This is a genomic window from Burkholderia sp. BCC0097, from assembly GCF_902832985.1.
Classification (GTDB): Bacteria; Pseudomonadota; Gammaproteobacteria; order Burkholderiales; family Burkholderiaceae; genus Burkholderia; species Burkholderia orbicola.
Genome location: NZ_CADFDM010000003.1, coordinates 82972 through 104937, shown reverse-complemented (window position 1 = coordinate 104937; position 21966 = coordinate 82972). Strand labels below are relative to the sequence as shown.

At 67.7% G+C, this 21966-nt stretch carries 19 protein-coding genes, 2 pseudogenes and 1 riboswitch; of the genes and pseudogenes, 7 read left to right on the top strand and 14 right to left on the bottom strand.

All coding sequences use genetic code 11. The features are described 5' to 3' along the window. Positions 1–28: 28 nt before the first annotated feature. From HWX07_RS10085 to thiC, 5 genes and pseudogenes are all read right to left on the bottom strand, one after another. Positions 29–1309: pseudogene (locus HWX07_RS10085) on the bottom strand (EAL domain-containing protein). A 557-nt stretch (positions 1310–1866) separates the two neighbouring features. Further along, the gene (locus tag HWX07_RS10080; protein WP_175876227.1) at positions 1867–2793 is read right to left on the bottom strand and encodes a DMT family transporter; all 927 of its coding nucleotides are present in this window, start codon (positions 2791–2793) and stop codon (positions 1867–1869) included. A gap of 149 nt (positions 2794–2942) precedes the next feature. Further along, a complete protein-coding gene (locus HWX07_RS10075) occupies positions 2943–3197 on the bottom strand; it encodes a hypothetical protein (protein WP_006497666.1) in 255 nt (84 codons plus the stop codon). A gap of 224 nt (positions 3198–3421) precedes the next feature. Further along, entirely contained in the window at positions 3422–3634 is a 213-nt protein-coding gene (locus HWX07_RS10070) for a glycine zipper 2TM domain-containing protein (protein ID WP_011545020.1), read from the bottom strand. 252 nt (positions 3635–3886) lie between these two features. Then, positions 3887–5818: a phosphomethylpyrimidine synthase ThiC gene (gene thiC, locus HWX07_RS10065; protein WP_175876226.1), complete on the bottom strand. Its 1932-nt coding sequence runs from the start codon at positions 5816–5818 to the stop codon at positions 3887–3889. 124 nt (positions 5819–5942) lie between these two features. Beyond that, positions 5943–6059: riboswitch (TPP riboswitch) on the bottom strand. Positions 6060–6329: 270 nt separating this feature from the next. On the opposite strand from thiC, the gene HWX07_RS10060 reads away from it, so the two are divergent. From HWX07_RS10060 to HWX07_RS10050, 3 genes are all read left to right on the top strand, one after another. After that, a complete protein-coding gene (locus tag HWX07_RS10060; protein WP_012328202.1) occupies positions 6330–6605 on the top strand; it encodes a pentapeptide MXKDX repeat protein in 276 nt (91 codons plus the stop codon). A gap of 76 nt (positions 6606–6681) precedes the next feature. Then, positions 6682–7314, top strand: a complete 633-nt coding sequence (locus tag HWX07_RS10055; protein ID WP_175876225.1) for a cytochrome b/b6 domain-containing protein — start codon at positions 6682–6684, stop codon at positions 7312–7314. A 29-nt stretch (positions 7315–7343) separates the two neighbouring features. After that, the gene (locus HWX07_RS10050) at positions 7344–8132 is read left to right on the top strand and encodes a molybdopterin-dependent oxidoreductase (RefSeq protein ID WP_175876224.1); all 789 of its coding nucleotides are present in this window, start codon (positions 7344–7346) and stop codon (positions 8130–8132) included. A gap of 34 nt (positions 8133–8166) precedes the next feature. On the opposite strand, the gene HWX07_RS10045 is transcribed toward HWX07_RS10050, so the two are convergent. Then, positions 8167–8448, bottom strand: a complete 282-nt coding sequence (locus tag HWX07_RS10045) for an XRE family transcriptional regulator (protein WP_006476404.1) — start codon at positions 8446–8448, stop codon at positions 8167–8169. Continuing rightward, positions 8445–8799 (bottom strand): annotated as a pseudogene (locus tag HWX07_RS10040) (type II toxin-antitoxin system RelE/ParE family toxin). The gene HWX07_RS10045 and the pseudogene HWX07_RS10040 overlap by 4 nt, the downstream one beginning before the upstream one ends. Positions 8800–9290: 491 nt before the next feature. Here HWX07_RS10040 and HWX07_RS10035 point away from each other — a divergent pair. Next, the gene (locus HWX07_RS10035; protein WP_175876223.1) at positions 9291–10499 is read left to right on the top strand and encodes an EamA family transporter; all 1209 of its coding nucleotides are present in this window, start codon (positions 9291–9293) and stop codon (positions 10497–10499) included. Positions 10500–10520: 21 nt separating this feature from the next. Here the strand turns inward: HWX07_RS10035 and HWX07_RS10030 are convergent, their stop codons facing one another. From HWX07_RS10030 to HWX07_RS10000, 7 genes are all read right to left on the bottom strand, one after another. Further along, on the bottom strand, positions 10521–11720 hold the full coding sequence (locus tag HWX07_RS10030) for an MFS transporter (RefSeq protein ID WP_175876222.1): 1200 nt from the start codon (positions 11718–11720) through the stop codon (positions 10521–10523). Between the two features lie 187 nt (positions 11721–11907). Next, a complete protein-coding gene (locus HWX07_RS10025; protein WP_175876221.1) occupies positions 11908–12732 on the bottom strand; it encodes a phosphodiesterase in 825 nt (274 codons plus the stop codon). A gap of 84 nt (positions 12733–12816) precedes the next feature. Beyond that, positions 12817–13848, bottom strand: a complete 1032-nt coding sequence (locus tag HWX07_RS10020) for an ABC transporter ATP-binding protein (protein ID WP_175876220.1) — start codon at positions 13846–13848, stop codon at positions 12817–12819. A 13-nt stretch (positions 13849–13861) separates the two neighbouring features. Then, the gene (locus tag HWX07_RS10015) at positions 13862–14758 is read right to left on the bottom strand and encodes an ABC transporter permease subunit (RefSeq protein WP_175876219.1); all 897 of its coding nucleotides are present in this window, start codon (positions 14756–14758) and stop codon (positions 13862–13864) included. A 10-nt stretch (positions 14759–14768) separates the two neighbouring features. Beyond that, positions 14769–15593, bottom strand: a complete 825-nt coding sequence (locus HWX07_RS10010; RefSeq protein ID WP_175876218.1) for an ABC transporter permease — start codon at positions 15591–15593, stop codon at positions 14769–14771. 17 nt (positions 15594–15610) lie between these two features. Further along, positions 15611–16639 carry an ABC transporter substrate-binding protein gene (locus tag HWX07_RS10005; RefSeq protein WP_175876217.1) on the bottom strand — a complete coding sequence of 343 codons (1029 nt, stop codon included), beginning with the start codon at positions 16637–16639 and terminating at the stop codon, positions 15611–15613. An 83-nt stretch (positions 16640–16722) separates the two neighbouring features. After that, positions 16723–17748: a substrate-binding domain-containing protein gene (locus HWX07_RS10000; protein ID WP_175876216.1), complete on the bottom strand. Its 1026-nt coding sequence runs from the start codon at positions 17746–17748 to the stop codon at positions 16723–16725. A gap of 901 nt (positions 17749–18649) precedes the next feature. Here HWX07_RS10000 and HWX07_RS09995 point away from each other — a divergent pair. The 3 genes from HWX07_RS09995 (at position 18650) to HWX07_RS09985 (ending at position 21965) form a co-directional block, all read left to right on the top strand. Beyond that, positions 18650–19276 (top strand): flavin reductase family protein, encoded by a 627-nt coding sequence (locus HWX07_RS09995; protein ID WP_175876215.1) that lies wholly within the window; start codon positions 18650–18652, stop codon positions 19274–19276. Positions 19277–19689: 413 nt separating this feature from the next. Beyond that, positions 19690–20922, top strand: coding sequence for a 3-methyl-2-oxobutanoate dehydrogenase (2-methylpropanoyl-transferring) subunit alpha (locus tag HWX07_RS09990; RefSeq protein ID WP_175876214.1), 1233 nt, complete (start codon positions 19690–19692; stop codon positions 20920–20922). 2 nt (positions 20923–20924) lie between these two features. After that, positions 20925–21965 carry an alpha-ketoacid dehydrogenase subunit beta gene (locus HWX07_RS09985; RefSeq protein ID WP_124467042.1) on the top strand — a complete coding sequence of 347 codons (1041 nt, stop codon included), beginning with the start codon at positions 20925–20927 and terminating at the stop codon, positions 21963–21965. Position 21966: the final 1 nt, after the last annotated feature.

The following is a 21966-nucleotide window of genomic DNA, read 5'->3' as shown; positions in this document are numbered from 1 at the left end:
GCGGGCGAACGGGCGCCCTGCGCGCCGGCTACCGCATCACGGTTCCGGCGCTGTCGAGCACGAAGTCGACGCAGAACACGACGAGCCGGCTCCGCGCGCGGATCGCGACGGCGGCCGTATAGCAGTCGCGGCCTTCCGTCAGCGAGAAGTGCGGCCCCATCAGCGCGACGCGTCCGGGGGCGGCGATCGCGCGCTGGAAATACGGGCGTCGCGACCAGTTGCTGTGGGTTTCCGGGAACAGCGGTGCGAGGCGCGTGACGCTCGCCTGGCTGTCGTCGGGCGGCGCGCCGATCGACGGCAGGAACTGTTCGCCGGTCTCGTCCGTGACGAACACGCGACGCGCGGCCGGCACCGTGAACACGCGTTGCGCGGCGTCCTGCAGGTTGCCGCTCGCCGAAAAAGCGGCCGCGCCGCCGAGCACGAGCCGTTCGATCGCGTCGAAGCCGGGTTGCTCGGGGGCCACCGGCGTGTGCCGGCGGGCGATGAAGCGCCGCCACGCGGCATCGAGCATTGCAGGCGCCGCAGCGCTCGCGTGCGCGATCGATGCATCGGGTTGGCCGAACCGGAAGCCCTGCACGAAATCGATGTCGGCTTCCATCAGCGCCTGCAGCGCGTCGTCGCTTTCGACGCCTTCGGCCAGCACCATCGCGCCGGCCTGGTGGAGCATCGACACGAGGTGATGCATGATGCGGCGATCCTCGGCCGAGCCGGTCGAGCGCTCGACGAGCGAACGGTCGAGCTTCACGATGTCGGGTCGTGTCCGCCACACGCGATCGAAGTTCTAGAAGCCGGTGCCGAAATCGTCGATCGCGATCAGGAAATCGCGATGCTGGATCATGTCGATCGTGCGGGCGAGCGCGGCTTCGTCACGCGCCGGCTGCTCGATCACTTCCAGCACGATGCGGTTCGGCGGCAGCGCGAAATGCCGGCACAGCGCCTCGACGAACTCGCGCTGCACGAGGCCCGTGTCCAGTACGCGCGGCGTCACGTTCAGGAACAGCCAGCCGTCGCCGATCCCCTGCGCGACGAAGTTGGCCGTGTGCAGGCAGCGCGCGAGCCGGTCGAGCAGCAGCGCGTCGGCGTCGCCACGCGCCTTGTCGAACAGGGCGGTGGGCGACGCCAGCGCGCCGTTGTCGCCGACGACGCGCAGCAGCGCCTCGTAGCCGACGACGCGCTTGTGCGTGATCGACAGCACGGGCTGGAACACGCTGCGCAATGTCGTGGTGCGATAGGTGGCGAGCCAGCCCTGGGGCGTCGGCGTGAGGCGTTCGAGCAGGGCGTCGAGCGACAGGTCGCGGGTGGACTTCATGTCAACGGTGCCCGGCAGCGGGCGGCGGGGCGGCGGCGCATCGCCACGCCGATGCAGCCGCATGCGCAGGCGGACGCAAAAGAACGTGGAGCATCGAGACCGCCTTCTGCGGATAAGTTTTCCGAGTGTAACGGGATTGCCGCGGCGCGCGTATCAGGGTAACTCCAGACGCAAACGGTACACCGCGATTCCGGCCCGTGCCCGGCGGCGCGGCGACGGGCGCCGCGTGCATGCGTACGGTGCATGACCGTCGCGAAACGAAGCGCGCCGCCGCGGCAGATGACAATCTCGCGACAGGGGCGGCGGCATGACCGTGCGTCGCCGCGGCGCGACGTGCATCCCGATGCGGGAAATCCCGGCGGCGGCCGCTGTCAGACGAATGAGGCGAATGCCCGCGCGTCATGCATGATGCGATCCGCGATCCGCGATCCGCGATCCGCGATCGGCGATCGGCGATCGGCGGTCCGTCGGTACACCCGCGTCGCGTCGTTACAGGCATTGCCGCGCGACGGGCGACGGGCAGCCGGCCGCAGTTCGTGCGCCCGGCGCGCCGATCGTCAGGCCGCCTCGCCGCCGCGCGGTCGGACGCCGGGAATCCGCTTGATCACGCCGGTCGCGAGCGCGGTACCGACGAGCACGATCGCGCAGCCTTCGATCATCACGGCCGACACGTGTTCGCCGAGGAACAGCGCGCCCCACAGCAGCCCGAACACCGGGATCACGAACGTCACGGTAATCGCACGGGCCGGCCCGACATGCGCGATCAGGTAGAAGAAGATGAAATACGCGATGCCCGTGCACGCGACGCCGAGCGCGAGCACCGCGCTCCATGCGTGCACGCCCACCGGCGCGGCCGGCCAGGTCGCGATCGCGAACGGCAGCAGCAGGATGGTCGAGCCGATCATGCTGCCGGCTGCGTTGACGAGTGGATCGACGCCACCGAGCTTGCGTTTCGTATAGTTGGCCGCGATGCCGTACAGCAGCGTCGCGCCGAGCGCGGCCGCCGCGGCGAGCGCGGTCGCGCTGGCGCCCGTGTCGCCGTGCGCGTTCGCGACCTGGTTCCACACGAGCGTGAGCACGCCGGCAAATCCGATGACGAGCCCGAGCGCGCGCGGCAGCGACAGCTTGTCCTTCAGCCACAGGTAAGCGACCAGTGCGCCCCACAGCGGCGTGGTCGCGTTGATCACCGACGTCACGCCGGCCGACAGCGTCAACTCGGCGAATGCGAACAGGCAGAACGGGATGCCGGAATTCAGCGCGCCGACGACGAACAGCGGCCACGCATGACGGCGCAACCGGGTGCCCAGATCGGCGGGTTTGAAGCGTGTCAGCGCGAAGCCCGCGAGAAACAGCGCGCCGATGCCCACGCGCAGCGCCATCAGCGGCGCGACACCGAAATCGACGACGCCGATCCGGATGAACAGGAAGGATGCGCCCCACAGGGCGGCGAGCATGGTCAGCAGGAAAGCGTTCTTGGGCGACATCGATCGGGCCGGGGCGGGACGGGATGCGAAGAATCTTACACCGCGTTACCGCGCCGTCGTTTCAGGATCGGATGAAACGACAAGAAACGGGATTTCGCCGCTTGGCCGAGGGGGCGGATAGCCGGCCACGCACGGCGCGGCCGCTTGGATCAGTGATGACGCCAGCCGCCGCGTCCGCCGAAACCGAAATTGAGCGACAAAGCCGGGCCCCAGTAACCGCCCCATGCAGGCGCATACGCCGGCGCCGGATAGTAATAGGCGGGGGCCGGATCGACATACACGGGCGCGGGCTGGACTGGCACCGGCGCCGCCGTGTAATAGCCGCCCGGATAGTAGCCGTAGGGGTAGTAGCAGCCGGCAAGCGTCGTGCAGGCGAGCGCCGCGGCGACGAAGGTCCTGTTCATGATGTGTCTCCGGCGGAGCCGGCCATCGGCAGATGCTTCAAGCTTAGGCCGAGTACCGATGACACGGTATGAAAAACGGTAACCGATCATTTCCGGGGGGCGCGGTCGGGCCTTTGCGGCACGGCATACGAAACATACGAAAACGGCGCTTCCGCACCGCGGAAACGCCGTTGAACCGACCGGCCTGCAGCTGGGCGACGCCCAACCGGCCGATGTCGCGCTGCTTACTTGCCGACCTGGTTACCGATGATGCCGCCGGCTGCCGCGCCGCCCAGCGTCGACAGCGCGTTGCCGCCGATCGCCGCGCCGGCGACGCCGCCGACACCCGCACCGATTGCCGTATCGCGCTGGCGTCGCGACATCGAATCGCAGGCCGACAGGCTGGCCACGGTCGCGACGAGGAGAGCGCATACCCCAAAACGCCGAATCGAATTCATGATCGTTGTCCTTGTGGTAGTGAACGGAAGGCGCACGACCGGCTGGCGGCCGCGCATGACTTCAATCTACGCGCCGTCCCGCGACGCTGCTGTAAGGACTTGTTAAGGCGCGCGCGGTTTCGTAATCAATTGTTTCGCACCCGATTGGCAGGCACACGGCATGCGCAACAGGCACACGGCATGCGCAAAAAAAGCCCGCTCGAAAGCGGGCTTCGTGCATCGCGACGCGAGCCGGTGCGGCTCGCCGCGCGCTTACTGACGGTGGTAGATCTCGGCGCCGGTCTTCACGAACTCGACCGCCTTGACTTCCATCCCTTTCTTCAGCGCTTCGGTTTCCGACACGCCCTGCTGCGCCGCGAATTCGCGCACGTCCTGCGTGATCTTCATCGAGCAGAAATGCGGGCCGCACATCGAGCAGAAGTGCGCGACCTTGGCCGAATCCTTCGGCAGCGTCTCGTCGTGGAATTCGCGCGCCTTGTCCGGGTCGAGACCGATGTTGAACTGGTCCTCCCAGCGGAACTCGAAGCGCGCCTTCGACAGCGCGTTGTCGCGCACCTGCGCGCCCGGGTGGCCCTTGGCGAGGTCGGCGGCGTGCGCGGCGAGCTTGTACGTGATGATGCCTTCCTTCACGTCGTCCTTGTTCGGCAGGCCGAGGTGTTCCTTCGGCGTCACGTAGCACAGCATCGCGGTGCCGAACCAGCCGATCATCGCGGCGCCGATGCCCGACGTGATGTGGTCGTAACCCGGCGCGATGTCGGTGGTGAGCGGCCCGAGCGTGTAGAACGGCGCTTCCTTGCACCAGTCGAGCTGGAGATCCATGTTCTCCTTGATCAACTGCATCGGCACGTGGCCGGGGCCTTCGATCATCACCTGCACGTCGTGTTTCCACGCGATCTGCGTGAGTTCGCCGAGCGTCTTCAGTTCACCGAGCTGCGCTTCGTCGTTCGCGTCGTAGATCGAGCCGGGACGCAGGCCGTCGCCGAGCGAGAAGCTCACGTCGTACGCCTTCATGATCTCGCAGATCTCTTCGAAGTGTTCATACAGGAAGCTTTCCTTGTGATGCGCGAGGCACCACTTCGCCATGATCGAGCCGCCGCGCGACACGATGCCGGTCATCCGGTTCGCGGTGAGCGGCACGTACTGCAGGCGCACGCCCGCGTGGATCGTGAAGTAGTCGACGCCTTGCTCGGCCTGCTCGATCAGCGTGTCGCGGAAGATTTCCCAGGTGAGATCCTCGGCCTTGCCGTTGACCTTTTCGAGCGCCTGGTAGATCGGCACCGTGCCGATCGGCACCGGGCTGTTGCGGATGATCCACTCGCGCGTTTCATGGATGTGCTTGCCGGTCGACAGATCCATTACCGTGTCGCCGCCCCAGCGGATCGCCCACGTCATCTTGTCGACTTCCTCGCCGATCGACGACGTGACGGCCGAGTTGCCGATGTTCGCGTTGATCTTCACGAGGAAGTTGCGGCCGATGATCATCGGCTCGGATTCCGGGTGGTTGATGTTCGCCGGGATGATCGCGCGGCCGCGCGCGACTTCGTCGCGCACGAATTCCGGCGTGATCTCGGCGAGCGCGTTCGCGCCGAAGGCCGCGGCGCCGAATGCCTGGCCCGGATGCTGGCGGCCCATCATCGCGGCGAGCTTCGCGCCGTTCGGGCCGCTCGACTTCAGGCTCTCGATGTACTCGGCGCGGCGTTGATTCTCGCGGATCGCGATGTATTCCATTTCCGGCGTGATGATGCCCTGGCGCGCGTAGTGCATCTGCGTGACGTTCTTGCCGGGCTGCGCGCGGCGCGGGTTGCGGTGCAGGCCCGGGAAACGCAGGTCGGCCGTGGCAGGATCGGCCGCGCGCTCGAGGCCGTACTGGCTCGACAGGCCGGGGAGCACCTCGGTGTCGCCGCGCGCCTCGATCCAGCCCTGACGCAGCGCGGGCAGGCCCGCGCGGATGTCGATCTTCGCGTCCGGATCGGTGTAGGGGCCCGACGTGTCGTACACGTAGATCGGCGGATTCTTCTCGCCGCCGAAGCCGGTCGGCGTGTCGGCCTGCGTGATTTCGCGCATCGGCACGCGGATGTCGGGCTGCGAGCCGGTGACATACACCTTGCGCGAATTGGGCAGCGGCGCGACGGCGGCGGCGTCGACGTGGGCGTCGGCAGACAGAAACTTCGGATTGGCGTTCATGCAATCTCCTGTGCGGGCGCCGGACAGGCGCTGCGGCGCTTGCCCGGAGCCCTTGACGAATGTGGGGCTCGAGCTAAGCAGGAGACGAGGCTTGGTGAGGCGGCGGATTTCGTCAGAAGGATGGCGGCGAAATCCGTACGCTTCCCTGCGCTGGCATTATCCAGATCAGGTTCAAAGGGTATTTCTCACCCGCAATGCCGGTTGTTTGACCGAACGCATTGCAGGACCCCCGCGTTAGCAAGGGCACACGATACACCGGCTTGGCGGTGGTTTCAACCGGGTGCGAAGCCGATGCCGCCGGGCGGCGGCCGGATCGCGGCCGACGAACCGGGCAGGGTGCGCCGCAGCAATCCCGACTGCCGAACGGCGTCCCGGCCGTGCCGGATAGCGCCAGGCGGTGCAGCATTCGCGTCTTCATTTTCAGCGCCTACAATTTTTTTTGACATCGCTGTCATTTCCGGCGGTGTGCTCCGTCTATTCGGCTCCCAAACCCATGTATCGGAGAGATGTCATGAAAAACGTATTCCTCGCCGCCTGTATCGCCGCACTTGCCACGATCGCAACGGGCGCCCATGCGCAGAACGACGCCATGTCGAAGGACGGCGCGTCGATGTCGAAAGACGCGATGGGCCACGACGCGATGGCCAAGGACGACGCAATGGCCAAGGACGGCGCGATGAAGAAGGACGGCATGAAGAAGCACGCGATGAAGAAGGATGCGATGGGCCACGACGCGATGAAGAAGGGCGATGCGATGAAGAAGGACGCCATGAGCCCGTCGAACTGACGAATGCGGGCGGGGCGCGGCCGGCCGGTTACCGGCACACGTCGCGTCCCGCTGCCTCATCCCGGGAGTCTTCATCATGCAAACGGTTCCTGTCACGGATCGTGCGGGCGCGCCGCCGCCCGCGCCGACGATCCATCCGCGGTGGGTGCGTACGAGCCACTGGCTCAACGCGCTCGCGGCGATCCTGATGGCGCTGTCCGGCTGGCGCATCTACGACGCGTCGCCGATCTATCCGTCGTTCACGTTCGCGCACGGCATCACGCTCGGCGGCTGGCTCGGCGGCGCGCTGCAATGGCATTTCGCGGCGATGTGGCTGTTGGTCGGCAACGGGCTGTTCTATCTCGCGATGTCGATCGCGACGGGGCGCTTCGCCCGCAAGTTGCTGCCCGTGACGCCTGCGTCGGTGTGGCACGACGTGCGCGCGGCGCTCGGCGGGCGGCTGTCGCACGACGACCTGAGCGTCTACAACGCGGTGCAGCGTGCCGCGTACCTGACCGCGATCGTCGATCTCGTCGTGCTGGTGCTGTCGGGGCTCACGATCTGGAAATCGGTGCAATTTCCGCTGCTGCGCGAGCTGTTCGGCGGTTACGACAACGCGCGCATCGTGCACTTCTGGGCGATGGCGCTGCTGGTCGCATTCGTCGTCGTCCATGTCGCGATGGCGTTGCTGGTGCCGCGCTCGCTGCTCGCGATGCTGCGCGGCCGTTGACCCGCGCGACGCGGGCGAAGGAACTCATCATGTCGGAATCCGAAAAAAACCACGGCGCGCCGCGCTGGACGCTCGACCGGAAATCGCTCGAGCTCGACGTGCGCCGCGAACTCGAGATGCCGTCGAGACGGCTCTTCAACCGGCGCGTGCTGACGCTCGGCGGCCTCACGATGCTCACCGGCTGCACGCTGCAGGACGACGCGTCGGTCAACACGTTCCTCGAGAAAGTGTCGCGCATGAACGATCGCGTGCAGGCTTGGTTGTTCAACCCGAACCAGCTCGCGCCGACCTACACCGAAGCCGACATCACGCGCCCGTTTCCGTTCAACGCGTACTACGGGATCGACGAAGTGCGGCACGTCGACGAGTCGACCTACCGCCTCGTGCTGTCCGGCCGTGTAACGGGCAAGCGCGTGTGGACGCTCGACGAGCTTCGCGCGCTGCCGCACGCGGAACAGATCACGCGGCATATCTGCGTGGAAGGGTGGAGTGCGATCGGCCGCTGGGGCGGCACGCCGTTCGGCGCATTCCTCGCGCGCGCCGGCGCCGACACGCAGGCGAAATACGTCGGCTTCAAGTGCGCGGACGACTACTACGAAAGCATCGACATGCCGACTGCGCTGCATCCGCAAACGCTGCTCGCGCTCGACTACGACGGCCGCCAGTTGCCGCCGGAATACGGTTTCCCGATGAAGCTGCGGATGCCGACCAAGCTCGGCTACAAGAACCCGAAGCACATCATGGAAATCTTCGTGACCGATACGTTCCCGGGCGGCTACTGGGTCGATCAGGGCTACAACTGGTTCGGCGGATCGTGAGCGGTGCGCACGGCGTGCACGGCTTGCACATGCGTCATACGGATTCGCGCACCTGGAGATCGACGCGCAGGCCGACCGCCGCGGCCATGTTCACGAGCGCGTCGAGCCCGAACAGGTTGATCTTGCCGCGCAGCAGGTCGGACACGCGCGGCTGCGTGACGCCCAGCTGCTTCGCGGCCTCGGCCTGACTCAGTTCGAGCCGCGCGATGCGCTGCTTGAGCGCGATCATCAGCTCGGAGCGCAGCTTCATGTTCGCGGCTTCCGCCGGCTCGCTCTCTATTGCGTCCCAGACGTTCGCGTAACGTTCATCGGTCATCGTTTCAACTCCATCATCAGCGTCCGATAGCGGCGGGCGGCGAGGTCGATATCGGTCTTGTTCGTGCGCGTCGATTGCTTGCGGAAGCAGTGCAGGACGTAGACCGCTTCGGCGAAAGCCGCGACGTTAGACGATCCGGAATGCGCCGCTTGCGTCGCGCAGGCGAATTTCCCGCACGCCGACGCCGATCGTGCGCATCGGTTTCCAGTCGTCGGGTGCGAGGCCGCGCTGCACCTGGTCGATCTGGTGGCCGGCTTCGCGTCGCACGGGCAACGGAAAGCCGCGGAGATCGGCCAGCGCGCTGCCGACGAAAACGACGGGCTTCGGCGGAAGAATGTCTGGATTATACAAAATTTTGTATGAGCTGTGCAGGTGTCGGAAAGAAGCTGGGGGCGCCGCCAAGGGCGCGCGCCGTCCGTCACGATAGGCGCGTCACGACGCGCCGATGCACAAACTGGTCGTCAGGCCGATGCTGGATCGAGGGTTGCGAATGGCGACGCCGGCGCTCCCCGCCTCCTGTATCCGGCCCCGGATTTCACCGGTCCGTCGCGCGAAAAATGTCGCGCCGAAACATCAGTCGATATCTTTCAGACAGGTCCGACGATGCTTTCGAATCCTTGATGCCATAATGCCGAGCGTGTGCAGCCGACGCGGTTGCGCACGTTTTTTTTGCCCCGTTTTTGTCCCTTTGCCGCCGCTTGCCGGTTCTCTTTCGTCGCCGTTCGCACTGCCATGTCGTTCCGCACGTTCGCTCTGCCTTCCCGGTCCCGCGTGGACCGTTTGCCGGCATCGCCGGCGTCTTTCAGCGGAGCACGCGGCGTGACGTGCGGGCGGGTGGCGCGATGACGCCGCTCGACCGCCTCCTCGATTTCCTCGCCCGCTTTTCATTCCGGGTCCGCCTGCCGCAAAGCCGCGGCGGCCGCGTGGCGCTGGCGCTCGTCTTCATCTATTTCGTCTGGGGTTCGACCTACAGCGGGCTGCATTTCGCGCTGCAGTCGTTCCCGCCGCTGCTGCTGTCGGGGTTGCGCAACCTGCTCGGCGGGATCGGCCTGTTCATCTTCGCGCTGCGGCGCAAGCCCGAATGGCCGACGCTGCTGGAAATCCGCAACTCGGCGATCGTCGGCACGATGCTCGTCGCGCTGTCGTCCGGCACGATCGCGCTCGGCATGCGCACCGTCAGCAGCGGTTCGGCCGCGGTGATGGTGGCCACGGTGCCGCTGTTCGCGACCGTGATCGCGGCGGTGGCCGGGCGGCCGGTGACGAAGGGCGAATGGGCGGCCGTCGCGCTCGGGATGGTCGGCATCGTCGTGCTGAATTCGGGCGGCGCGGCCGCCGCGAACTCGGCCCTCGGCACGATCTGCGTGCTGGCCGGCGCGCTGTTCTGGGCGGGCGGCGCGCATCTCGCGACGCGGCTCAAGCTGCCGTCCGACCTGTTCCTGTCGACGTCGCTGCAGATCGGCCTTGGCGGCCTGATGTCCACGATCGTCGCGTGGCTGCTCGGCGAACGCGTCGAACAGCTGGCCGTCGGGCCCGTGTTCGCGTTCGTGTACCTGATGGTGTTCTGCACGATGGCCGCGTACGTCGCGTACGGCTACCTGATCCGCCACACGAGCCCGATCATCGCGAGCAGCTGCATGTACGTGAACCCGATCGTCGCGGTCGCGCTGGGTGCGCTGCTGCTGGGCGAACCGGTGACGATGGCGACCGTGGTCGCGACCGTCGCGATCCTCGGCAGCGTCGGGTTGTCGTTCGTGTTCGATCCGGCGCGCCGGCCCGCGGCGACTACGGCCACCGCTCCGGCTACCGCTCCGGCTACCGCTGCCGGTTCGCCGGCCGTGGCGGCCGAGCAGGCTGTTACGGTGGACGCGTCGCCCGTCGCCGAGCAGATCGCGACGCCGGATGCGCCGCCCATCCTCGCGCCTTCCGCCGTCCCGCTCGCGGTGCCGACGCCTGCGGCCGTGATGGACCCGGCCGCGGTGATCGAACCCGCCCCGGCGTTCGCGACGCCGCCCGCCGCCGCCGAGCCGGCCGTTTCGCGCACCGACGCGTGACGCCGCGCCGGCCGGTCGCGCTCAGCCGTGCCGGCCGCCGCGATGGTGGGACCAGCCGGCAAGCGCGGTAAACAGCAGCCCGGCCGCGCACATGCCGATCCAGCCGAACGCGCGCCATGCGGCGACGCCGGCCGACGAGCCGAGCGCGCCGCCGATGAAATAGCACACCATGTACACCGTGTTCACGCGGCTGCGCGCCTCCGGCTTCAGCGCATAGATGCGCGACTGGTTCGAGATCTGTGCGGCCTGTACGCCCACGTCGAGCACGATCACGCCGATCACGAGCCCGACGAGGCTCGACCCCGACAGCGCGAAGATCACGAACGACAGCGCGAGCAGCACGATCGCGAGCGAGATGACCGCGCGCGGGCCGCGCGTGTCCGCGGAGCGGCCTGCATACGGCGCGGCGAGCGCGCCCGCGGCCCCGACGATCCCGAACAGGCCGGCTGCCTGCGGGCCGAGATGGAACGGCGCGCCGGCGAGCAGCAGCGTGAGCACCGGCCAGAATGCGCTGAATGCCGCGAACAGCGCGGCGCCCGTGAGCGACGCCTCGCGCAGCCCGCGCAGTTCGGCGGCGAGATCCCACATCGAGCCGAGCAGCTTGCCGTACGACAGCGTCGACGTCGGCGAGCTGCGCGGCAGCCGCAGCACGATCACGGCGGCGAGCGCGACGAGCGCCGCGACCGACGCGGCGAACACCGCGCGCCAGCCGAAATACTCGGCGATGAAACCGGCGGCGGTACGCGCGAGCAGGATGCCGAGCAGCAGGCCGCTCATCACGGTGCCGACCGCGTGGCCGCGCTCGGCCGGCGGCGCGATTTCGGCGGCGAACGGCACGGCCTGCTGCGCGATGGTCGCGAGGATGCCGATCGCGAGGCTCGCGATGGCCAGCACGACGAGCGACGGCGCGGTGGCCGCGACGATCAGCGCGATCGACAGGCCGGCGATCTGCAGCAGGATCAGCCCGCGGCGATCGAAACGGTCGCCGAGCGGCGCGAGCAGGAACATGCCGGCCGCATAGCCGAGCTGCGTCGCGGTCGGTACCGCGCCGATCCACGACGCGCCGTCCGGAAAGGACGAGCGGAAGCTGTCGAGCAGCGGCTGGTTGTAGTAGATGTTCGCGACCGATACGCCCGCGATCGTCGCGAGCAGCAACAGCAGGCTGCGCGAGTAGTGGGGCGAGGCGGCGTCGGTCGGACGGTCGGTGGAGGTGGTGGACATGGCGGCGGGCACGAAGTTGGGCGGCGCGGCAGGCGGCGCACGCGTCGGGTGCGCAGGCAGGCCGGGCGCCGGTCGAGGCTGCCGATCATACCGGAGCGACGTGAATCCTGCCGGCGGCAAGCCGGCATAACCGGCATAACCGGACAACCAGCCGGCCGCCGCCCGTCACCGCACGCGCTTCACGTCGTCAGTCGACCAGCTCGCCCGTCGGCTCGTAGAACGGATACGGCCCCGCGCCTTCGTCCACATAGACGTGATGCGACGTCATTCCCGTATCGGGCGTATGACGATGGACCGCGAACGCCGGCGGTTCGAGCCGGAATGCGGACGGCGCATCGGTCCGCAGGTCGAACGCGACCTGGTGCGCGGGCGACGGCACCGCGGCCGCGAGCGTGCCGCCGAAGCGCGTGAACATCGTGCGGTGCACGTGACCGCACAGCACGCGCTCGACGTTCGGATGACCGCGCAGCAGCGCATCGAGTTTCGCGGCGGCGGCGGGCGCGAGACGCAGCTTGTCCATGTGGCCGATGCCCGACACGAACGGCGGGTGATGCAGCGCGACGATCACCGGGCGGTCGCGCGCGGCGTCGAGCTGCGCGGCGAGCCACGCGAGCCGGACGTCGCACAGGTCGCCGTGGCTCGCGCCCGGCACCTGCGAATCGAGTGCGAGCACGCGCACCGCGCCGACGTCGAGCGCGTACTGCACGAATTCGCCGTCCTGCAGCTCGGCGCGATCGGCGAACGCGCGACGCAGACCGGCGCGGTCGTCGTGATTGCCGATCATCAGGTAATACGGCATCTCGAGCGCCGCGAGCAGCCCGCGCAGGTTGCCGTACTCTTCGTCGTGGCCGAAGTCGGTCAGGTCGCCGGTGACGAGCACGGCGTCGGGGCGCGGCACGAGTGCGTTCAGTTTCTCGACGCAGCGCGCGAGCGCGGCCGCCGTGTCGACGCGCCGGTACGCGAGCTGGCCCGGCCGCTTGATGTGGAGATCGCTGATTTGAGCAAGCAGCATCGTCGTTCCTCGGAATCGTCTGGTTGTTGTCGCGGCGGCGCGCGCCGCCGCGGGGTGCTGCCTGGATGATGCCCGATCGACGGCTTACGCGCCGAGCACGATCAGGCCTTCCGGCGCGATCGTGAGGCCGACCGCCGTGCCGCGCGCGAGGGCGATGCGGCCCGGCACGTCGATTACGAGCGCGTCGGGTGCCGCGTGCTCGATCGTGAGCCGCGTGCGTTCGCCGAGGAACGCACACGCGCCGACCGCGCCGCGCAGCGGCGCATGCGCGGGATCGGCGAGCTGCGCGTCCTCGGGGCGGAAGAACCATTCGTCGGCCGCGTGCGGCGTGACGATCGTGCCGCCCGTCGTTGCGAGCGCGCCGTCGCGCCACTGGCCCGCCAGCCGGTTCAGCGTGCCGATGAACTGCGCGACCGTGCGGTTCGCGGGGTGGTAGTAGATTTCGCGCGGCGTGCCGATCTGCTCGATGCGGCCCGCGCCCATCACGACGATGCGGTCGCCGAGTTCCATCGCTTCGGCCTGGTCGTGCGTGACGTAGACGGTCGTCACGCCGAGCTCGCGCAGCAGCGCGTTCATGTCGCGGCGCAGCACGTCGCGCAGCTTCGCGTCGAGCGCGGTCAGCGGTTCGTCGAGCAGCAGCACGCGCGGCCGCACCGCGAGCGCGCGCGCCAGCGCGACGCGCTGCCGCTGGCCGCCCGACAATTGGTCGACCGGTTTGTCCGCGTGCGCGTCGAGCCGCATCATCGCGAGCAGTTCGTCGACGCGTTCGCGCAGCGCACGCGGCTCGGTCTTGCGGATCTTCAGCCCGTAGCCGACGTTGCCGCGCACCGTCAGGTTCGGAAACAGCGCGTAGTTCTGAAACACCATGCCGACTTGCCGGCGTTCGATCGGCAGTGCGGTGACGTCGTCGTCGCCGAATGCGATCGTGCCGCCGGCATCCGGCGTGTCGAGGCCGGCGATCAGGCGCAGCGTGGTCGTCTTGCCGCAGCCGGACGGCCCGAGCAGCACGAGCGTTTCGCCGGCGCCGATCGACAGGTCGAGCGGTTCGAGCACGCGTGTACCGCGGAACGTCTTCGCGCAGCCGGTCAGGGTGATGGGAGTGGAATCGAGTTTCATGTCTGCGAAAAATTCAGCGCGCGCGCTTCTTGAGCGCACGCGTACCGGACGGATCGACGCCGAGCCACTGCATCGCGACGAGCAGCGGCAGCGTCATCAGCAGGAACAGGATCGTGTACGCGCTGCCGACTTCGAGGCGCAGCGATGCGTACGTATCGGCGAGCCCGACCGGCAGCGTCTTGGTGTCGGGCGTATGCAGCATCCACGTGAGGTTGAATTCGCCGATCGACAGCGTGAGTACCGCGAGCGCACCGGCGACGATGCCGGGCCGCAGGTTCGGCAGCACGATCGTGACGAAGCGCGTGACGAACGACGCACCGAGGCTCGCCGCGCCTTCCTCGATCGTGCGCAGGTCGGCGCCGGCCGCGACGGCCGCCACCGCGCGCACCATGAACGGCAGCGTGAATACGACGTGGCCGACGACGATGAACCACAGGCTCATCCGGAACGCGGTGAAGCCGCCGTACACGACCAGCAGCGCGAGCGCCGAAGCCAGCCCCGGTAGTGCGACCGGCAGCACGAGCGCTTCCTCGATCGCACGCGCGATGCGGCTCTTGCTGCGCGCGAGCGCATAGCCGGCCGGCACGCCGACCGCGAGCACGATCGCGAGTGTCGCGAACGCGACGTAGAGCGACAGCGCGACCGAGCCGTGATATTGCTGCCACACCTGTTCGAGCCAGCGCAGCGTGAGGCCGCTCGACAGGCCGCGGAAATAGTTGACGGTCAGCCCCGCGAGCACCGACATCACGACGGGCACGATCAGGAACGCGCACAGCAGCAGCGTGACGCCCCATTGCAGCGCGGCGATCGCGCGTGCACCGGCGACGCGCGGCGCGTGCCGGGCCGCACGTTTCGCGTGCAAGGGAGCGGGTGCCGGCGACGGCGTGGAAGAGCCGGAAAGCGATTGCATGCGGAAATCCTCAGGCCGCGGCGGCGGCGGTGTGACCGGTGAAGCGTCGTGCGAGCGCGAGCACGGCCCAGGTGACGACGCCCAGCACGATCGACAGGCCGGCCGCCGTCGCGATGTTCGCGTTCAGCGTGAATTCGGTATAGATCGTCATCGGCAGCACGTTCAGGTCGGTGGCGAGCGTGAACGCCGTGCCGAACGCGCCCATCGCCGTGGCGAAGCAGATCGCGCCGGCTGCGATCAGGCCCGGCGCGAGCGCGGGCAGCACGATGTCGACGAAGATGCGCCACGGCGACGCGCCGAGCGAACGCGCGGCTTCCTCGAGTGACGCGTCGAGCTTCGACGCGGCCGCGATCACGGTGACGATCACGCGCGGAATCGAGAAATACAGGTAGCCGATGAACAGGCCGGCCACCGAATACGCGAACACGAACTTGTCGCCGGTGAGCTTCGCCGACAGCATGCCGATCAGCCCCTGGCGCCCGGCGAGCATGATCACCATGAAGCCGACGACGACGCCCGGGAACGCGAGCGGAAACGTCAGCAGCGCGAGCAGCACGCGCTTGCCGGCGAATTCGCGGCGCGCGAGCAGCAGGCCGGAGATCGTCGACAGCGCGAGCGTCGCGAGCGTGACGCCCGCGGACAACGCCACCGTCTCGCCGAGGCTCTTCATGTAGCGCGCATTGCCGAGCAGCGCCGCGTAGTGCGAGAAGAAGGCGCCGTCGGCGGACACCTGCACGAGCGAAGCCATCGGCAGCAGCCAGAACGCGGCGAATACCGCCAGCGCCGGCGCGACGAGCGCGACGCGCCAGCGCAGCGGAAAAGTCAGGTCGAGCATGACGTGGGGTCGGCCGCTTACTGCATCACTTGAAGGTACTGCTGGCCGAACGCCTGCTGGCCGGCTGCCATCTTGCCGAAGTCGACCGGCTTCGCCCGCGCGTATTCGCTGGCGGGCAGGAACTTCGCGGCGATGTCGGCGCCAAGCGTCTGCGCGCGCACCGGGCGCAGGTACGCGTTGGCCCACAGCTTCTGGCCTTCGTCCGACAGCACGAAATCGAGCACCTTCTTGCCGTTCGCGTCGTGCGGCGCGCCCTTCACGAGGCTCATCACGTACGGTACCGCGATCGTGCCTTCCTTCGGGATCACGAACTCGACGTTCGCGTTGTCCTTGTACTTCGCGCGATACGCATCGAAGTCGTAGTCGAGCAGGATCGGAATCTCGCCGGACAGCACGCGCGCATAGGCCGTCTGCTTCGGCACGATCGGCGCGTTCGCCTTCAGCTTGCGGAACCAGTCGAGGCCCGGCTTGAAGTTGTCGAGGCTGCCGCCGAGCGCCTGGTTGACGGCGACCGCGCCCGCGTAGCCGACGAACGCGCTCGACGGATCGAGATAGCCGACCATGCCCTTGTATTCGGGCTTCAGCAGATCGGCCCACGAACGCGGCACCGGCTTGCCGTCGAGCGCGTCCTTGTTCACGAAGAAGCCGAGCGTGCCCGAGTGGATCGCGAACCAGTAGCCTTGCGGGTCCTTCAGGTTCGCGGGAATGTCGTTCCAGTGCGCGGGCTTGTACGGCGCGATCACGCCCTTGTCCTTCGCCTGGAACGCCGACGACACGCCGAGGTAGACGACGTCGGCCACCGGGCTCTTCTGCTCGGCGATCAGCTGCGCGATCGCCTGGCCCGAGTTCTTGTTGTCGAACGGTACGCGAATGCCGGTTTTCTGCTTGATCGCCGCGATCTGCGCGGCCCAGTCGGCCCATTCGGGCGGGCAGTTGTAGCAGATCGCCGTTTCGTCGGCGTGGGCCGCGGGGGCACCGGCGACGAGCGCGGCGAAGGCGAGCGGCGCGGCAAGCGCGCGCAGCAGCGAGGTCAGGCGAAAGGACACGGTGAATCTCCGGGCGAGTGGGTGTAGCGCTGGGGTGGTGTGGTTATGGGGGTGTGTGGCCGCACGGCGTATGCGGTAGGCGCTCAGGCCTTGCGCAGTTGCAGGTCGGTGGCCGGCGGTGCAATCGTCGCGCCGTCGCGTACCGCATGCGGCAGGATCGTCGACGTGCGGTCGATCGCCGCGCCGCCGATGCATTCGACGAGACGCTGCCACGCGTGGCGGCCGATGTCGCGGTTCGGCGTCGCGACGCTCGCCAGCGGCGGCGCAAGCAGCTCGCCGATCGCGATCCCGTCGAAGCCGAGCACCGACAGGTCGTCTGGAACCGAGAAACCCGCGCGGCGCAGGCCGCGCATCACGACCATCGCGAGCAGATCGTTGCTGCAGAAGAGGGCGGTCGGCCGCGTGGCGTGCGCGGTGAGATGCGCGAGCACCGCATCGGGCAACTCGGGCGCGTTGAAGTCGACTTCGACGGGCGGCAGCGGCGCCACGTCGCTTTCCTCGAGCGCCTGCGCATAACCGAGATGACGCTGGCGCGCGCGATCCGACGCGGCGAGCGAACCGGCCAGCATCAGCACGCGGCGGTGGCCGTGCGCGGTCAGCAGCTGCACGCCGTCATAGGCGGCGCGGCGGTTGTCGACCGACACCGACGGGCGGCGCTGCGTGTCGTTGTGCATCAGCACGTAATGCGGGCCGTCGCGGTCGAGCATGTCGAGCAGCGGGTGCGTATCGGCATCGGCGACGGTGAGGATCAGCCCTTCGACGCGCTGCTCGCGCAGCGTCTCGATCGCATGACGTTCGCGTGCCGCGTCGTATTCGGTCGTCATCAGGATCAGCTTGAAACCGGCCGCGGTCGCGAGCGCGTCGATGCCTTGCAGGCAGTCGGCGAACACCGGGTTCGACAGCGTCGGCACGACGACGCCGACGAGCCGCGTGCGCTCGCCGCGCAGTTGCCGGCCGAGCGGGCTCGGGCGAAACTGCAGCGTGTCGATGGCGGTGCGGATCGTCTGCAGCGTGGCGGGGCTGACGGTATGCGGCGCGTTGATCGCACGCGAAACGGTGGCGATCGAGAAGCCCGCGAGGGCAGCGACGTCCTTGATGGTCGAGGTCATGAAGTCATGCGATGTAAACGTTTTCGGCCGGGGAATTATCGAAAACGTTTGTGACTTCGCGATGACGCGCGCGACGCTTGTTTCGCGAAAGGCACGACACAAACGTCAGACGGTTGAGGCCGTCGGACGACGCGCGGTCGATTGTATCGGCGGAGGTGGCGGTGCTGGACGAAATCGTCGGCTGTGTGGCGTCGGTGCGGTATCGGTGTCGAATGCGAGGGAGCAAGCGGCGCGACGATGGCCGGTGTCGCGATGCGGCGCGGCGGAATGAGGGACCGCATGTGCAAGCAATGGTAGAATCGCGTCCGCCCTCTTGCCGGGGTGATGAAATTGGTAAACATAGCGGACTTAAACGATTGAGTGCCCGGCCGGAAACGGTCGGTGCAGAACCCTTCAAATTCGGCGAAACCCCTGATGTGCGCATCGAGGCAACGCCGAGCCAAGCCTCGCGGCATCCGCGAGGAAGGTGTAGAGACTAGACGGGGGGCGCCTAAGGTGCACGGGCAGCGGTCACGCCCGCGCGCGACGGTGAAGGCATAGTCCAGCGCACGAACGGTTCGCGCACGCGACGCCGGCTTTGAAAGAAGCAGTGTGACGAAAATCCGCCGCCTTAACTGGCTTGCCGGTTCGAGTCCGGTCCCCGGCACCATCGATTGCGTTGATGCGATTCGATTCGATGAAGGTGTGAAAAACCCGCGAGAAATGCAGCGCTCGCGGGTTTTTTGTTTGGCGCGGGTACATGAAGCGGCTCGCCAGCGCGGCTCGCGATACGCTTCCCTGCACCGAAAACGGCGCCATGTGATACTGCCAGGCACGTCGCACCGGGCGCCTGCGTCGCCACCGGCGAACGCGTCCCGCCGACCGCTTCCCTCATCGTTTGCCTGTCGCAAGACCACCCGTCATGACCGACTCGACCCATCACTATTACGAACCGTCGCAAGGCCACGGCCTGCCGCACGACCCGTTGAACGCGATCATCGGCCCGCGCCCGATCGGCTGGATTTCGTCCCGCGGCAGCGACGGTACGCTGAACCTCGCGCCGTACAGTTTCTTCAACGCGTTCAACTATCGCCCGCCGATCATCGGCTTTTCGAGCACCGCCGCGAAGGACAGCCTGCGCAACGTGCAGGAAACCGGCGAGTTCGTGTGGAACCTCGCGACGCGCGATCTCGCCGAGCGGATGAACCAGACCTGCGCCGCCGTGCCGTACGACGTCAACGAATTCGAACTCGGCGGCTTGACCGCGGTGCCGTCGCGCCTCGTCGACGTGCCGCGCGTTGCGGAAAGCGGCGTGAACTTCGAATGCAAGGTGACCGACGTGATCCGGCTGCGCGATCATCACGGTGTCGAGACGCCGGCCACGCTGGTGCTGGGCGAGGTCATCGCCGTTCATATCCGCCATGACCTGCTGAAGGACGGCATTTTCGACACGTTCGGCGCGGGCATCATTCTTCGTGCGGGCGGCCCGTCGGCCTATGTGCACGTGAAGCCCGACAGCCGCTTCGACCTCTTCCGTCCCGACGCGTGATCGATCGCACCCCGCAGTAAGCCGGCAAGCGGGCGCACGAGCGCCCGCACCCGATGAAAGACCCCGCTGAAATTCAGAATTTCGCGGGGTCTTTTGCTTCGTACCCTCACATGATCGGGACGGCGCCAATCCGTCCGTCCCTCGATGCCCGCTCGTCGCTGCCCCAACGACGATGCGCTGCAGCAAACCGTCCGTCGCCAAAGCCGGCCGCTGCACGCACGTGCCGCCACCGCGATCTGCCATGGCAAATCTGCTCATCACGAACGAGCGGCTTGGGCATCGACGCCCGCCGCTGCCAGGCATAAATTTCCAAGGTTGACGTGCTTATCCGCGCGTCAGCTCGCGCGCAGGCCGGCAACCGGCCCGCGCGTTCCCAAACAGCGTGAGACACAATCGAGCGTGGAGACGACACGATGAGCCTGTCAGAGCCATTGCGTCTGCATGTGCCGGAGCCCACCGGGCGCCCGGGCTGCAAGACGGACTTTTCCTATCTGCATCTATCGCCGGCCGGCGCCGTGCGCCGCCCACCGATCGACGTTGCCGCGGCGGACACCGCCGATCTCGCCCGCAGCCTCGTGCGCGTGCTCGACGACAGCGGCAAGGCCGTCGGCCCGTGGGCGCCGGATCTCGACGATGCGCGGCTGATTGCCGGGCTGCGCGCGATGCTCAAGACCCGTATTTTCGACGCGCGCATGATGATCGCGCAGCGTCAGAAGAAAATCTCCTTCTACATGTTGAGCCTCGGCGAAGAGGCGATCGGCACCGCGCACGCGATGGCGCTGCGCGACGGCGACATGTGCTTTCCGACCTACCGGCAGCAGAGCATCCTGATCGCGCGCGACGTGCCGCTGGAGCGGATGATCTGCCAGCTGATGTCGAACGAGGGTGATCCGCTGAAGGGCCGCCAGCTCCCGGTGATGTACTCGGACCGCGAAGCCGGTTTCTTCTCGATTTCCGGCAATCTCGCGACGCAGTTCATCCAGGCGGTCGGCTGGGCGATGGCGTCGGCGATCAAGGGCGACACGAAGATCGCATCCGCATGGATCGGCGACGGCGCGACGGCCGAAGCCGATTTCCACACCGCGCTCACGTTCGCGCACGTGTACCGCGCGCCGGTCGTGCTGAACGTGGTCAACAACCAGTGGGCGATCTCGACCTTCCAGGCGATCGCGGGCGGCGAGGGCACGACCTTCGCCGGGCGCGGCGTCGGCTGCGGGATCGCGTCGCTGCGCGTCGACGGCAACGACTTCCTCGCGATCTACGCGGCATCGAGCTGGGCGGCCGAACGCGCACGTCGCAATCTTGGCCCGACGCTGATCGAGTGGGTGACCTATCGCGCGGGCGCGCATTCGACGTCCGACGATCCGACCAAGTACCGGCCGAGCGACGACTGGTCCCATTTTCCACTGGGCGATCCGATCGAGCGCTTCAAGCGCCACCTGATCGTGAAGGGCATCTGGTCGGACAGCGCGCACGACGCGTTGACGGCCGAGCTCGAGGCCGAGGTGATCGCCGCGCAGAAGGAAGCGGAGAAGTACGGGACGCTGGCCGACGACCGGATTCCGTCGCCGGCCTCGATGTTCGACGACGTCTACAAGGAGCTGCCCGCGCACCTGCGCCGTCAGCGCCAGGAACTGGGAGCGTGATCATGGCGCAACACGAGACAGATACGGCGACGCAGCCGATGACGATGATCCAGGCGCTGCGCTCCGCGATGGACGTGATGCTCGGACGCGACAGCGACGTGGTCGTGTTCGGGCAGGACGTCGGCTATTTCGGCGGCGTGTTCCGCTGTACCGAAGGACTGCAGAACAAATACGGCAAGTCGCGCGTGTTCGATGCGCCGATCTCCGAAGGCGGGATCGTCGGCGCGGCGGTGGGGATGGGCGCATACGGGCTGCGGCCCGTGTGCGAGATCCAGTTCGCCGACTATTTCTATCCGGCATCCGACCAGATCGTGTCGGAAGGCGCGCGGCTGCGCTACCGCTCGGCCGGCCAGTTCACCGCGCCGATGACGATCCGGATGCCGTGCGGCGGCGGCATCTACGGCGGGCAGACGCACAGCCAGAGCCCGGAGGCGATGTTCACGCAGGTGTGCGGGCTGCGCACGGTGATGCCGTCGAATCCGTACGACGCGAAAGGGCTCTTGATCGCGTCGATCGAGAACGACGATCCGGTGATCTTCCTCGAACCGAAACGGCTGTACAACGGGCCGTTCGACGGCCATCACGAACGGCCCGTCACGTCGTGGCTCAAGCATCCGGCGAGCGCGGTGCCCGAGGGCTACTACACGGTGCCGCTCGATACGGCCGCCGTCGTGCGGCCCGGCAACGACGTGACGGTGCTGACCTACGGCACGACGGTGCACGTGTCGCTGGCCGCCGCCGAGGAGACGGGCATCGACGCGGAAGTGATCGACCTGCGCACGCTGTGGCCGCTCGATCTCGACACGATCGTTGCGTCGGTGCGCAAGACCGGGCGCTGCGTCGTGGTGCACGAGGCGACGCGCACCTGCGGCTATGGCGCGGAGCTCGTATCGCTGGTGCAGGAGCACTGCTTCTACCACCTCGAAGCGCCGGTCGAGCGCACGACGGGCTGGGACACCCCGTATCCGCATGCGCAGGAATGGGCGTACTTTCCGGGGCCGACCCGGGTCGGTGAAGCGTTGCGACGCGTGATGGAGGCGTGAG